The following is a 14,099-nucleotide window of genomic DNA, read 5'->3' on the forward strand; positions in this document are numbered from 1 at the left end:
CGCTCCGGTCGTAATTTCGACCAGGTCGGCGTCATTCTGACGATAGTTCTTTGGGTATAGATCGGAGAGTCTTGCGAATGAATGTGAGAATTGCAGTGTTCGGCACTGGTTACCTCGGTGCGACACATGCGGCATGCATGGCTGAACTGGGACACGAGGTGCTCGGCGTCGATGTCGACGCGGCAAAGCTCGCCAAGCTCGAAGCCGGCGAGGTGCCCTTTTACGAGCCGGGACTCGAGGAAGTCCTGCGGCGAAACATCGCCGCCGGCCGGCTTCGCTTCACGTCCTCGTACGAGGAGGCGGCCGAGTTTGCCGACATACACTTCCTCGGAGTTGGTACCCCACAGAAGAAGGGGGAGTTCGCCGCCGATCTCAAGTTCGTCGATGCTGTTATCGAAACCCTCGCACCGCTTCTTACCGGTCCGGCGGTGATTTTCGGTAAGTCGACAGTTCCAGTTGGTACTGCCGAGCGTTTGGCCACGCGCGCTCGGGAACTGTCTCCGGCCGGAGATGCCATCGAAGTAGCTTGGAATCCCGAGTTCCTGCGTGAAGGCTTCGCTGTTCAAGACACGTTGCACCCGGATCGTCTCGTCCTCGGAGTGGATCGTGGTCGACCCGGGCGGGCTGAGTCGGTCGCCCGCGAGGTTTACGCGAAGCTTCTGGACGAGGGCATACCGTTCCTGGTCTCGGATCTCGCCACGGCTGAACTTGTGAAGGCCTCAGCGAACGCATTCCTGGCCACGAAGATTTCGTTCATCAATGCGATTGCAGAAGTGTGTGAAGCGTCTGGTGCGGACGTCACGGTTTTGGCCGACGCAATCGGCCATGACGCTCGAATCGGTCGGCGCTTCCTCAACGCAGGTCTTGGCTTCGGTGGTGGCTGCCTGCCGAAAGACATCCGGGCATTTATGGCGCGGGCCGGTGAGCTGGGTGCCGACCAAGCGCTCACGTTCCTCCGTGAAGTCGACAACATCAACATGCGTCGTCGAACCCGCATGGTGGAACTCGCGCGCGAGGCATGCGGTTCACTCTTGGGCGCCAGGGTCGCTGTATTGGGCGCGGCATTTAAGCCGGACTCTGACGATGTGCGCGATTCCCCTGCCCTGAATGTCGCCGGTCAGATTCAGCTTCAGGGCGCCGCGGTCAACGTGTACGACCCGAAGGCGATGGACAACTCGCGGGCGCTGTTCCCTACGCTCGGATACTCGGACACCGCGTTGGATGCGTGCGAAGGGGCTGACGTTGTCCTGGTGCTGACCGAATGGCCTGAGTTTGAGAAGCTTCAGCCCGCAGACCTGGAAGCGGTGGTGCGGAAGAAGGTACTCATCGACGGACGCAACTGCCTCGACCCGCAGCAGTGGCGCGATGCAGGCTGGATGTATCGCGGTCTCGGACGTCCGTGATGCAGATGCTGGTAACCGGCGGTGCGGGGTTTATCGGATCGAACTTCGTACACGCCGTCGTACGCGATCGGCCAGGGGTTCGAGTAACCGTGCTTGACTCGCTGACATACGCGGGTTCACGGCGTTCGCTCTCCACGATCAACGATTCGATCGACTTTGTCGAAGGCGATATCGCCGACGCCGATCTCGTCGACAGTCTCGTCGCTCATGCAGATGCCGTTGTGCACTTCGCAGCTGAATCCCACAACGACAACTCACTCGCGGATCCATCGCCGTTTCTCCAAACGAATATCATCGGTACTTACACACTGCTCCAGGCTGTGCGAGAACACGACGTGCGCTACCACCACGTTTCGACTGACGAGGTATACGGCGACCTCGAGTTGAACGATCCCACCAGGTTCACCGAACACACGCCGTACAATCCGTCGAGCCCCTACTCTGCTACAAAGGCTGCGTCGGACATGCTCGTGCGCGCTTGGGTGCGATCGTTTGGTGTGCGCGCGACGTTGTCGAACTGTTCGAATAACTACGGCCCTTACCAGCACATCGAAAAGTTCATCCCTCGCCAGATCACGAACATCTTGACCGGGGTGCGTCCCAAGCTCTACGGCGTGGGAAAGAACGTTCGAGACTGGATCCACGTTGAAGACCACAACGCAGCCGTCTGGAGGATCCTCGAGTCGGGCGAAATCGGTCGTACTTACCTCATTGGCGCCGACGGAGAACTCGACAACCTGTCCGTTGTTCGCATGATCCTAGAACTGATGGACAAGGACCCCGAGGATTTCGACCACGTTGCAGATAGGGCCGGACACGACCTCAGATACGCCATCGATTCATCGGCGCTGCGCAATGAGCTCGGCTGGCAGCCACGCTACAACGACTTCCGTTCAGGTCTTCGGGCCACCATCGACTGGTATCGAGAAAATCAGACTTGGTGGGAGAACATTAAGGGCGCCGTCGAATTGCGCTATCACGTCCAGGGAGCATGACAGTGGAATTCCGACAGCTCGAGGTTGCCGGCTCGTGGGAGATCACCCCGACGCAGTTCGGCGATGACAGAGGTGTATTCGTCGAGTGGTTCAAGGATCCCACCTTCGTCGGGGCCGTTGGGCAGTCGCTGAATCTTGCTCAGGCAAACTGTTCAGTGTCGGCGTCCGGCGTTCTGCGCGGCATCCATTTCGCGGATGTACCACCTGGACAGGCGAAGTACGTCACGTGCATCCGAGGATCTGTACTCGATGTGGTAGTCGACATACGCGTGGGTTCACCGACCTTCGGTTCATGGGATTCGGTACTACTCGACGATGTCGACCGACGCGCAATCTACATTTCCGAAGGTCTGGGTCATGCGTTCCTCTCACTGGAGGACGGGTCTGCGGTGGTGTACCTGTGTTCGGAGGGATATTCGCCCGGCCGCGAGCACGGCATTAACCCGCTCGACCCACAGCTGGGTATCGACTCGCCGACGACGTCGCGATCAGGGGAGCCCCTTGAACTGATCCTGTCCGAGAAGGACACCGCAGCCCCCTCTCTTGCCGAAGCTAGCGCGTCCGGTCTGCTTCCTCAGTACCTCGATGTGAGGGAGTGGATCAATGGTCTCGACTGAAGAACTAGGAGTATGGATCTCCGTATGAAGGGCATCATCCTGGCGGGCGGTTCGGGGACCCGCCTTCACCCGATCACCATCGGCATCAGCAAGCAACTCGTGCCCGTGTACGACAAGCCGATGATCTACTACCCGCTGACAACCCTGATGCTTGCTGGCATTCGCGACATACTGATTATCACGACGCCGCATGATGCTGACCAGTTCCAGCGGTTGCTTGGTGACGGTTCCCAATTCGGTGTCAACCTCACCTACACGGTGCAGCATCAACCGAGCGGGCTTGCGCAGGCTTTCGTTCTCGGTGCGGAGCACGTAGGAACCGATTCGGTAGCACTCGTACTCGGCGACAACATCTTCTACGGAGCTGGTCTCGGACATCAGCTGGGCAGGTTTGAGGATCTCGACGGCGGATCGATTTTCGCCTATTGGGTTGCCGACCCGTCCGCCTACGGGGTCGTCCAGTTCGACGACTGCGGTCGGGCGCTCTCCCTCGAAGAGAAGCCGTCGACTCCGAAGTCGAACTATGCTGTCCCGGGTCTCTATTTCTACGACAACGATGTCGTCGAGATCGCGAAAGGACTCCAGCCGTCCGACCGCGGCGAGTACGAGATCACCGATGTAAACCGGGCCTACCTTGAGGCGGGGCGTCTAAACGTTGAGGTCCTGCCGCGAGGAACCGCGTGGCTCGACACAGGTACGTTCGATTCACTCCTCGAAGCGTCGAACTACGTACGTACCATCGAACAGCGGCAAGGATTGAAGATCGGGGCGCCCGAAGAAGTTGCCTGGCGTCGAGGATTCATTACCGACGACGAGTTGAGGGACCGGGCTAATCAATTGGCGAAGTCGGGATATGGAGACTATCTGCTACAGCTGCTCGAATTCTGTCGGGAGTCTCACTGAGAGAAGCGGAGATTGGCCATGAGACGACTAGTGCTTTTCGCCATGTGTGTGCTCGGGGCTGCTGGTGTGGGCGCGGTCGGGTTGGGCGCGGGTGGACATTTCATCTACGCCACGGCGCGAGCCGATTCGATCAGGCCCGTCGATGCCATCATCGTACTCGGTGGTGAGCGCGACGGTCGCGAGGAGTACGGCATCGATCTTGCGCGGCAGAGTATCTCGACGAACGTGGTGCTCTCGAACCCGTATGGGCCGAGGGAGCGAGGAATGGCTGAATTCTGTGCTACTCGGGACCCGGCGTTTACCGTTACCTGCGTCCGGCCGCAACCGAGTACGACGCGAGGTGAGGCCCTGTTCACACGGGATCTCGCCGCCCAGCACGGGTGGACAAGCGTCATGGTGATCAGCTGGCGATACCACCTGCCGCGTGCGCGGTACATCTTCTCCCAGTGCTTCGACGGCGAGATTGTCATGCGGCCGGTCCCGCGTGACTACGACTTCAGCGTCGCCCACTGGGAGTGCATCTACCTCTATCAGACGTTCGGATTCGTCAAGGCGTTCTTCCAGGGGCGCAGCTGAATTCTCGCTCTCCGTGGTGAGGGGCGCGGACAGCTGCTCTACTCCACCTTCCGAACATCCAGTGCGCGGTAGCGGTAACCGTCCTGCGTTCCGCCGACCATCGTCTCGGGCTCGAACGTCACCTTGTGCCCCGGGGTCAGGAAACGAAAGCCCGGGCCCTCGAAGTAGCTGAAGTGTGCCCACGCGCCACCGGGAGTGGCGTCGGAATCGATCACACCCCAGCCCTCTTCGTCGCTCCAGGTGCGCACGATTCCGGTAGTGCGGTCTGCGTGAATCCGCGGGGGTGCGGGAGGTAGATCCGCTTCGGTGATCTCTCTCGCCGTGCCGTCGGGAAATGTGATCCACAATCGGGACGAGTAGGGGCCGTCCGACGGTGGCGCGACGTACGGCTCGCTGCCCGCGGGCCACGCGCGAATCGTGGCGAAGTTGCAGCCGTTCACTGGGTTGTCGAGCGCGTTCCACTCGAACTCCACCTGCTGGCCCTCGCGTAGCGCGGGGAAGCCCTCGACCGCCACACTCTGGAACAACGTCCAGCACCCGCCCGGAGTCTCGTCGGAATCGATGATGCCCTGCATCTCCTCGACGTTCCAGCTACGGACGACCCCGGTAGTTGCCATGCAGTCATTGTCGCGCGACGCGCCGTGCTCGCGGGCAAGGATTCACCGACCATTGACTCGAAAGTGTGTTCGAACTACAATTCGAACATGGGGATCGGGGAGGATATCCAGGGGGCATTGTCGGACGAGATTCTGGCAACCGCGGTGGGTGATGCGTGGCGTCTGGCCGAGGCGGAGCTACTCGACTCGGTGGTGCGGGTCTCGGAGGAGATCCAGCGGCTCGAGGCGCTGCGCGTCAAGCTGGTCGGTGCCGTCGACCACCGCTGCCACGTCGATGTGCTGGGATTTCCGAACGCCAAGATGTGGCTGGCCTCCAAGACATTGCTCGAGGTCGGTGCAGCAGGTCGAATCGTGATGCTGGGCCGGGGATTGCGGTACCAACCGGAGATCGCGGATCAATTCTTCGGCACCAACATTTCGGCAGAACATACTGCGCTGATCATGAAATTCTGCGAACGGCCACCCAAAGGCATGCCTGATGAGGCGATGGACGACTGCCGTAACGCGTTGCTGTACGCCGCCACCGGTCCGACCGCGAACACCGACGCGGTGCGTGCGGTGATCGCCCGACTGGAGCGCGTCTTCGAATCCGATGACCCGCCGCCCAGTGAAGACACCGAACGCAACGAATTCCACGCCTCCAAAACCCTCAACGGGCGCATCGCAGTCAAGGGCGACCTGGACGCCGTGACCGGCGAAATGCTGCTCTCGGCACTGTCCGGCCTGTCCAAGCCACGACCCGCACAAGACGGAACCAAAGACGAACGCACCCCCGGACAACGCCGGGCCGACGGGTTCACCGAACTGCTGCGCCGCTACCTCGATTCCGGCATCGCCGGCGAAGAAGGCGGCGAACGGCCACACGTCTCCCTCCACGTCAACATCAAAGACCTCGCCGACCACACCGACTGCAGCGCGCGAGAACAGAACGGTGCGCCGGTGCCCGAAGGGCAACTCTTCGCCGTCGACGGCGTGGCCTGGACCGAATGGATGGGGCCACTGAGCATCAAAGCAGCCCGGCTCCTCAGCTGCGATTCGATCTACACGCCCATCGTGCTCGACGAGAACGGATCGCCCCTCGACCTCGGCATCTCCACCCGAACAATCACCAAGAGACAGCGAAAAGCGTTGGTGGCGAGAGATCGAGGATGCGCATTCCCCGGATGCGGAGCGCCGCCATCATGGTGCGAAGGCCACCACATCATCCACTGGTCCGACGGGGGACCCTCCGACATGGGCAATCTGGTACTGCTCTGCCAATTTCATCACCGGCTCATGCACCACAGCGACTGGGAAATAGAAATGGGAGCCGACCGGCACCCCACATTCATCCCACCCCGGCAAGTCGACTGGGACCGGAAACCGATACCCGCGCACAACAGAGCGCGGCCCCGAGCGTCCTGACCCGACGCGCCCCACAGATCGCCGACTCCGCAACAGGACAATTCCTGTTGCCGAGCCGGCATGTCGTCATGCCCGGAGTGCGGGCCGTGCCACCGGACCGTCATCCTCATCGGTGCAGGCATCCACGGCAGCGGGCCAGTCGCCAACTCCCTCGAACTCCGCCGCTGCCACATCGCACCCATCGCCCGACAACCCTGAGTCGTCAAGCCAGGCCGCACTCTCGGCAAAATGGCCGTCGCAGATGTCAGCCACTTCGGCGAGACGAGAGGCAGCATCCGTGTCACCGAACCGGGTGGTGACTCGTAATGTGGCCGGTCCCGGGGGAGCATCACGTCATCGTCGCCACTGGGAGTGCCTCTCCGTCTCACTACCGGTCCGGTACGACCAAGCAATGGTCCACGAACACTGCCGAGCTCTCGATCCTTGGGACGAAAGCACTGGTCGAGCAGCTCTACGTCACCTTCCGCACGTTCAGAGCGCGGTAGCGGTAGCCGTCCTGCGTTCCGCCGACCACCATCTCGGGCTCGAATGTCACGTTCCGTCCTGGCGTCAGCGAACGACAGCCCGAGCCGACGATGCTGCTGAAACGCGCCCAAGCGCCACCAGGGGTTGCGTCCGAATCGATCACGCCCCAGCCCTCTTCGTTGCACCAGGTGCGCACGGTTCCGGTGGTTCGGTCGGCGTGAACCGTCGTCCCCATCGCCTGCGCGAGACCGTTTCGATCCGCGACATCGAGTTTGATGCACGCACGGTAGATATGCCCCTCCACCGTCCGCACCGACACGAACAACCGATCGGCGATCTGGCGGTTCGACAAACCGGCCGCAACCATCGACCCCACCTCACGCTCACGACTCGTGAGGGGGAGAGGATGTGCGGCCTCCACCAGAGCGGGAGACGACATGTGGTCGCAGCGGGCCGACAGGGCTTCGGCCGCGGCAGCGCACTCGATGGAACGCCGCTTGTCGCCGGCATGCGTGAACGCGATTGCCGCCCGAGCGTACGCGTCGGCGGCATCCGGCAAGGCGCCGATCCTCTCGAACTCGGCTGCCGCCGTCACCACCTCGCAGCCCTTCCCGGCAGCAACAGCCGCCGCATGCCGCGCAACGATGTCGACGAGCCGGCCGTCGCAGATATCGGCCAACTCGGCGAGGCGAGTGGCCGTGGTCGTGTCACCGAACCGGGTGGCATGGTGCAGCGCGACCGCCTCGATGCCGAATTGACCGGCTGTGCACGCCGACTCGGCCGCGGAACGAGACAGCTCGACTGCCCGGGACGTTTCACCCCGTGCCGCGGCGAGCCACGCCTGCGACATCATGAGTTGTGGCCCGAACACGGCAACGTGCCGGCCGTTCCGGGCCTGCGCGGCGGTGATGATCCCGTCCGCCTCGTGGATGCGACCGAGTTCCGCATATGCCTGACCGAGGACGATGTAGGCGGGGAAGCTCCACGAGATGGCGTCGGCGGTATCGCCCACGTTGAGAGCAGCGATTGCCTGTTCGAGTCGGCCCGCGGCGTCGGTGAACCGACCACGGGCGAGCTCCACGGTCCCGACCAGGATGTTCGCAAGCCCCCACGCAACGTATCGGCCGCTCGACGCCAACGAGAGGTACTCCTCGGCCCGGCGTTGCGCCGCGGCGAACTGTCCGGTGAGCGTCAACGCGAGGATCTCACCGTGTGCGGCCGGGAACCGCAGAAGCCCGTCGATCTGATCGGCCACCGCCGCGCTGCGCGCTGCCAGCTCGGGCACCCGGTCGCCGCGTCCCATCAAGGCCAGCGACAGTCCGCCACCGAAGAATGCCCACTCGACCGCCCACGGCAACACCCGATCGGCGGCCAGTATCGCCATCGCTGCTGCCGCCGCTTCCTCGGGCCGATTCTCGAACACCGCGCACACCGAGCCGATTCCCTCGATGATCGGCACGAGACTGGGGTGCGTCACCTTCGCGCGGAGTACCGCGAGGACTTCGTCGGCCTTCTCCGACTCGCCGCTCGCCCAGAACAGGTTCGCGATCCGCGACGTGCCCCAGCGCACCAGTTGCACCTGGTCCAGGCTCTCGGGCGAGAAGGAGCGCAGCAACGATTCCGCCTCGGTGGCGTGTCCCTGCCACAACAGAGCTCGGGCCAGGAGGTCGGCCGCCTCGAAGCTGCCGGTCTGGTCGAGTGCCGCGCGGGCGAGCCGTTCCCCCAGAGGAACATTCGCCAAGCCGATGGCATCCTCGGCGGCGTCGACCAGCAGGGCGGGTTCGACCGACCGATCGCTGTCGAGGGCCAACTCTGCCAGCCGAATCCGATTCGACGACCCGACCACGGCGCGACTGCTCAGCGCCTCCACGAGCTGTCCGCGGAGCCGTCGCCCCGCCGCGCGGCCCACCCGTCGCCGGATCACCTCACCGAACAGTGGATGCGTGTAGCGGACGTCGAGCCGGCGTCCGTCCTCGACGATCCTGACGAGGCCGCGTCGCTCGGCCTCTTCCACCGCGTCCTCGCCCGCCAGCTGACCGAGGATGTCCAGATCGAGCGGCTCGCAGAACGTGAGAAGCTGCAACGCCTGCAACACGTCGTGGGGAATCTGATCGATCCGGTGCTCCAGCAGGGATGCGAGTTCGGACGTGATGGCGGCGCGTCCCCGCAACTGCCAGACGCCACCGGAGCGGCGCAGCGTCCCGGCTTCGAGGGCACCCTCCACCAGGTGCCGGACGAACAACGCGTTTCCACCGGACGCCTCCCAGATCATGTCGGCGCTCAGCCCCTCGAGGGGACCGTCCAGCACGGACTCGATCAGTTCGATGCTCTGATCCCGGCTGAACGGCGCCAGTTCGATTCGCAGCAGGTGGCCGTCCTTCCACAACGACGTGATCGCGTCGGGGACTGTCTCACCGTTGCGGACGGTGGCGACGATGTGGACAGCCTTGTCGAGGGCGAGCTGGTGGAGGAACGTCGCCGACAGCTGATCGAGGAGATGAGCGTCGTCCACGCCGACCACCACGTCGTGACTGTGACCGTCGTCGAGGAGCGCTTGCCGCGCCGCGGACAGGAACGCGACCGGATCCCGGGAGGTGGACGTTCCGACCAGATGCGCGAACACTCCCAGCGGAATGCTCCGCGCCGACTCGGTGCCCGCCACCCATTTCACCTCTCGAGGCAATGACTCGGTCGCGAACCGCGCGAGCGTGGTCTTGCCGACGCCGGGATCGCCCGTGAGGACGACACCGCATCCCCCGGACCGAGCCGTGAGCGACGCGGTGATCGCATCGAACTCGACCTGCCGCTGAACGAGAGGCCACACCGGACCCATAGGTCTGATTCTAGATTCCCGCGAGGGGCCGGTGACAGTACCGCGGATCGACCAGTGAACGCGAGTTGTTCGGCGAACCAGCGCAATACAACCTCGGAGTCGCTTTGAGGTGCGATACCCGGAGTCGTCGACGGGTTGAGTCGCAGGCCGTGGACACGAGCCCGGTTTCAGGATCGGCGAGGAGCGCCTTCCGCGCGATCGCGTAGGACTCTACTCGCGAGATCAGCCGGCATCTCGGACACGCTGAATGCGTATCGCGGACAGTTATTGCGTCGAACTACAGGAGAACGTCATGACCGCGCGGCCGGAGCCCTTCTTCAGTTGGACGGCGAGACGGGTCGAACTCCGCGAATCCGAATCCGCCGATCTGGTGCTGGACGAACTCGTGCCACTGCGAACCGGCACGGCACGTCTGATCGCCGCCCGCGACGAAGACGACGACATCGACTACCTCGCGCTGGTCGTCGGAGACGTCGCGGACGGCCGGGACGTCGCGGTTCGCGTCGTCGACGAGGAGATGCTCCTCATCGAGGGCAGCCGATCCAGCGCATCCCCGGAAATCCTGATCGGGCTGACGGCCACGCCGAACATCTGCGGCTGCTCCAGCACACGACACGTCGAGAGCCAACTGTGTGTCGACGGCCCCATCCGCACGATGATCGCATCGGTGGGAGTGCGATCCGTCGTCGTCGACTGGTATCACCCCACCTCGACGGCGGCGTGAACCGCACTACTCTGCCCGCCGGCTCGGCCCACCCGATAGTCGGGTAGCGCGCCACCCGTGGAATTCGGGACCACTCGATGGAGCGTTGAGGTGTTCGAACTCACCTCAATGACTCAACCCCGATCAAGGACGACATCGTGATATCACACGGAAACTCATACGGCGACAACGACGGCGACAACACACTCGCCGCCCCCTCCGAGCCCGAAGTCACGGGCAGCCACGTCGTCGTGCTCACCGAAGGCGGCAACCGAACCGACGCCGCACAGACTCTCCGCACCATCGCCGGGCTGTCCGACGTGGCGCGCAGCACCGAGTTCGAATCGAGCGCGCTGGACCTGTCGGAGACGCAGGACGCCGACGCCGTCGTGTTCGACGAACTGGGGATCGCGGTGGTCACCGCCGATCCCGACCAACTGGCGGCACTACGGGCGGCCGAGGCCGGCGACGGTCCGGTGCTCTCCATCGAACCCGAACTGATGCACTACGCCCTCTCCATCGGCACCGATCCTGGTGTGCGGGCCGACGCGGCAAGCTTCACCGACACGTCGGAGTTCACATGGGGGTTGCACGCCACCAATGTCCGCGCGTCGGCGTGCGGGGGCTTCGGCGTCAAGGTCGCCGTCCTCGACACCGGCTTCGATCTGGCGCACCCGGACTTCGAGAACCGCGCCATCATCGCCCAGTCGTTCGTGCCGGGTGCCGCCGCGCAGGACGGACACGGGCACGGCACGCACTGCGTCGGAACCGCGTGCGGCCCCCAGTCCCCGAGCGGCACCCGCCGATACGGAGTGGCCCACAAGGCAGACATCTTCGTCGGCAAGGTGTTGTCCGATCAGGGACGCGGAGCCGACCGAGGCATTCTCGCCGGAATCGAATGGGCGATCACGAACGGCTGCCAGGTCATCTCGATGTCCCTCGGCGCGAACGTGGAGGCGGTGTCGGTGGCGTACGAGACGGTCGGCAGTCGGGCACTGACAGCGGGGTCGTTAATCGTTGCGGCCGCCGGCAACAACGCGAACCGCACGGCAGGGAACATGGGATTCGTGGGTCCACCCGCGAACAGTCCGTCGATCATGGCCGTCGCAGCGATCGACTCGGCGTTCGGACTGGCCAACTTCTCGGCCCGCAGCAACCCCGTCATCGGCGGTCAGATCGATGTGGCCGGTCCCGGGGTGGGTGTGTTCTCGACCGTCCCCGTGCCGACGCGGTACGGCACGAAGAGCGGGACCAGCATGGCCGCCCCCCACGTCGCGGGCATCGCCGCGCTGTGGTGTGAGGCGACCGGACGCACCGGAACCGAACTGTGGGCCGTGCTCACCCAGCAGGCGCGCAGGCTCCTGCTGCCGTCCCTCGACGTCGGAACGGGATTGATCCAGGCGCCGGCATGATCGCGATCACCGTCACCGTCGACGCCGACCACCTCGACGACATCGAGGCGGTCGGCGCGGCGCTGCGGCTGCGCGGAATGCGTGTCGATCAGGTGCTGCACACGATCGGAATCATCTCCGGCGCCGTCGGAGATGAAGATCGCGCCGTGCTCGACTCGGTTCCCGGCGTGCAGTCCGTCGACACCGAGAACGTCGTCCAGATACCGCCGCCCGACGCGAACCCGCAGTAGCGGCGGCACCGCACCGATCAGCTGCCGCAGTGCGGCACGTTCACCGTGACGTTCGGCGAATCCACCAACGGCTGCACCGGAACCCGGGCCTCACCCGGAGCGGAGGGCTCGGTGAGCTCGAATTTCACCTCGGCGGTCTTGCCCCGCTGCACCATGGCTCGCACGTTGAACACCGGGTGACCGAGTTCGGTGCCGGTGAAGACGAACTGCTGGGCGCCGTTGACCGTCACCTTGTCGAGGGTCGCGCCCTGGGTGGCGAGCAGCGACAGGTCGACGGCGTTGGTGCCCTTCGGCACATTGCCGACCGTCTCGAACAGTCCCGCAACGTAGTCGGGGAATTCCCCCGCGGGGGTGTTGTTGGTCAGACGCACGGTGACGGTCGACGAACGGGTGTCGCCGGCGCAATTGTCTGCGACGTATTCGATCTCACGGGACAGGTAGTAGTCGAGCTTGTTTCCGCCCTGGTTGTTCACCACGACACCCGCGTACGGTGCCGCGTCGTCCGGAACGACGTTGCCGACCTTCGTGCCCGAAAGCACGTGCTGAAGAGCGGGGTCCGCGCTCCACACCGCGATACGCCCCTCGCCGGCCGCCTTGCCCAGTGCGTCGAGCAGGGCCTGCGGGGACGACAGCCTGCCGGTCATCTTGTCGACCACCCGCGCGGCGACAGTCTGCAGGTACTGCTTACGGGCCTTGTTGTCGTCCGCGAAGCGCACATAAGCGGTCGACTCGGTGAGTTCCACGACGTTGTCCTCGGTGATCACCTCGCCGTCCGGCATCGTGACCGGGCCGATGGCGCCGAGCACGTAGCTGAGGGCGATTGGGTCGGTCGCGACGACTCCATCGACCTGCTCGCCGGATTCCTGCGCCCACAGCGATTTCCAGATCTGCGCGGCGTACGGGAAGTGGGAGCTGAGGTTGCTGTTCCGGAAGTCGGTGGTGGGCCGGCTGGGGCCGTACCGGGCCTCGAACTCGGGGCCGAGATCGAGGGGTTGTTTGTCCATCGACAGCTCCGAGTTCGCGCCGAGCGTGTCGACTTTCGCCGAACCGTCGGTGGCGCGCACGATGCCGAATCCACCCAGCAGCCCACCGGTTCCACGCGCTTCGGCGTTCGTCTGAAATCCGAGGAAGTAGTTCCGCGGCCCGTCCCCACCGAGCATCGCCGGCACCACCTTCGCGGCGATCGCAGTGTTGCTCAGCAACTTCGACAGCTCGGCCGTCTGATCCTGCAACGCCGTGCGCGCCTCGTTCACCGCACCGAGGTAGGTGGCCTCGTCGATGTTCCGCGCCTGATCCGACAGCGACTGCGCGGCAACGGATGTCCGGTCGAGGACCGGGACGGCATCGCGCAACGACTGCACGTTGACGCGGCCACCGCCCTCGATCAACTGATCGGGGGCCAACGTGCTTCCGGCGTCCACGGCAGGACTCAACACGTCGTGGGTGAGTCCCCGCACAACCTCGGAAATCTGCTGAGAAGTTGCTAGCGGACTACCGAGAACCGGGACGGCGGCGGTGATGCTCCACGGAATCGAGTGCGTGTTGTCGTAGGCCCGCGACGCGTACTTGTCGGCGTCGGCCGCCGACCGCTGGGCGACCTCGGTGTCGCCGTCGAGCAGAGCGTCCTTCGCGATCTGCGCGTGACCACGCGCCTCCTCGAGATTCGCCTTCGCCTCGCGGGCAGTGAAGCCCAGCCACGCGCCGAACGCGACGACAACCACCACGGCCACCGAACCGCCGACGATCACGCGCCGCCGAAGCCGATGCGCCCGCACCTGAGGTTGATGTGTCCGGCGTTTACGGACACGTCGAACCGGTGTTCCGTCCGCCGCCCGAGCCCGGCCGTCCGACCCGTGATTGTCCGGGCCTGACGTGCCGAAACCCGACGGGCCCGTGACGTTGTCGTCCATTACTGCCTGGCTCCTGTCTGAGGGTGTGCAG

12 protein-coding genes are annotated in these 14,099 nt (G+C 64.3%); 9 read left to right on the forward strand and 3 right to left on the reverse strand.

What is annotated here, in order from left to right:
• Positions 1–77: 77 nt before the first annotated feature.
• Genes ACFU5V_RS04560 through ACFU5V_RS04580 form a run of 5 tightly spaced genes read left to right on the forward strand, consistent with a single transcriptional unit; the run spans position 78 to position 4,494 of the window.
• On the forward strand, positions 78–1,403 hold the full coding sequence (locus ACFU5V_RS04560; protein WP_378697215.1) for a UDP-glucose dehydrogenase family protein: 1,326 nt from the start codon (positions 78–80) through the stop codon (positions 1,401–1,403).
• Complete coding sequence (rfbB, locus tag ACFU5V_RS04565; RefSeq protein WP_378697217.1) at positions 1,403–2,398, forward strand: dTDP-glucose 4,6-dehydratase; 996 nt, start codon at positions 1,403–1,405, stop codon at positions 2,396–2,398. Before ACFU5V_RS04560 ends, rfbB begins: the two co-directional genes overlap by 1 nt.
• The gene (locus ACFU5V_RS04570) at positions 2,395–3,015 is read left to right on the forward strand and encodes a dTDP-4-dehydrorhamnose 3,5-epimerase family protein (protein ID WP_378697219.1); all 621 of its coding nucleotides are present in this window, start codon (positions 2,395–2,397) and stop codon (positions 3,013–3,015) included. The genes rfbB and ACFU5V_RS04570 overlap by 4 nt, the downstream gene beginning before the upstream one ends.
• A gap of 24 nt (positions 3,016–3,039) precedes the next feature.
• Positions 3,040–3,918, forward strand: a complete 879-nt coding sequence (rfbA, locus tag ACFU5V_RS04575) for a glucose-1-phosphate thymidylyltransferase RfbA (protein WP_378697221.1) — start codon at positions 3,040–3,042, stop codon at positions 3,916–3,918.
• A gap of 42 nt (positions 3,919–3,960) precedes the next feature.
• On the forward strand, positions 3,961–4,494 hold the full coding sequence (locus tag ACFU5V_RS04580; RefSeq protein WP_378697590.1) for a YdcF family protein: 534 nt from the start codon (positions 3,961–3,963) through the stop codon (positions 4,492–4,494).
• Between the two features lie 38 nt (positions 4,495–4,532).
• Here the strand turns inward: ACFU5V_RS04580 and ACFU5V_RS04585 are convergent, their stop codons facing one another.
• Positions 4,533–5,111, reverse strand: a complete 579-nt coding sequence (locus tag ACFU5V_RS04585) for a cold-shock protein (protein ID WP_378697223.1) — start codon at positions 5,109–5,111, stop codon at positions 4,533–4,535.
• 87 nt (positions 5,112–5,198) lie between these two features.
• Here ACFU5V_RS04585 and ACFU5V_RS04590 point away from each other — a divergent pair, with 87 nt between their 5' ends.
• Positions 5,199–6,515, forward strand: coding sequence for a DUF222 domain-containing protein (locus tag ACFU5V_RS04590; RefSeq protein ID WP_378697225.1), 1,317 nt, complete (start codon positions 5,199–5,201; stop codon positions 6,513–6,515).
• Between the two features lie 451 nt (positions 6,516–6,966).
• Here the strand turns inward: ACFU5V_RS04590 and ACFU5V_RS04595 are convergent, their stop codons facing one another.
• Positions 6,967–9,813 carry a LuxR C-terminal-related transcriptional regulator gene (locus tag ACFU5V_RS04595; protein ID WP_378697227.1) on the reverse strand — a complete coding sequence of 949 codons (2,847 nt, stop codon included), beginning with the start codon at positions 9,811–9,813 and terminating at the stop codon, positions 6,967–6,969.
• A 292-nt stretch (positions 9,814–10,105) separates the two neighbouring features.
• Here ACFU5V_RS04595 and ACFU5V_RS04600 point away from each other — a divergent pair, with 292 nt between their 5' ends.
• The 3 genes from ACFU5V_RS04600 (at position 10,106) to ACFU5V_RS04610 (ending at position 12,158) form a co-directional block, all read left to right on the forward strand.
• A complete protein-coding gene (locus ACFU5V_RS04600) occupies positions 10,106–10,537 on the forward strand; it encodes a hypothetical protein (RefSeq protein WP_378697229.1) in 432 nt (143 codons plus the stop codon).
• Between the two features lie 137 nt (positions 10,538–10,674).
• Positions 10,675–11,928 carry a S8 family serine peptidase gene (locus ACFU5V_RS04605; RefSeq protein WP_378697231.1) on the forward strand — a complete coding sequence of 418 codons (1,254 nt, stop codon included), beginning with the start codon at positions 10,675–10,677 and terminating at the stop codon, positions 11,926–11,928.
• Positions 11,925–12,158 carry a hypothetical protein gene (locus tag ACFU5V_RS04610; protein WP_378697232.1) on the forward strand — a complete coding sequence of 78 codons (234 nt, stop codon included), beginning with the start codon at positions 11,925–11,927 and terminating at the stop codon, positions 12,156–12,158. The genes ACFU5V_RS04605 and ACFU5V_RS04610 overlap by 4 nt, the downstream gene beginning before the upstream one ends.
• A gap of 17 nt (positions 12,159–12,175) precedes the next feature.
• On the opposite strand, the gene ACFU5V_RS04615 is transcribed toward ACFU5V_RS04610, so the two are convergent.
• Positions 12,176–14,068: a DUF4012 domain-containing protein gene (locus ACFU5V_RS04615; RefSeq protein WP_378697234.1), complete on the reverse strand. Its 1,893-nt coding sequence runs from the start codon at positions 14,066–14,068 to the stop codon at positions 12,176–12,178.
• Between the last annotated feature and the right edge of the window lie 31 nt (positions 14,069–14,099).

This window comes from Rhodococcus sp. NPDC057529 (assembly GCF_042802055.1).
Classification (GTDB): Bacteria; Actinomycetota; Actinomycetes; order Mycobacteriales; family Mycobacteriaceae; genus Rhodococcus_F.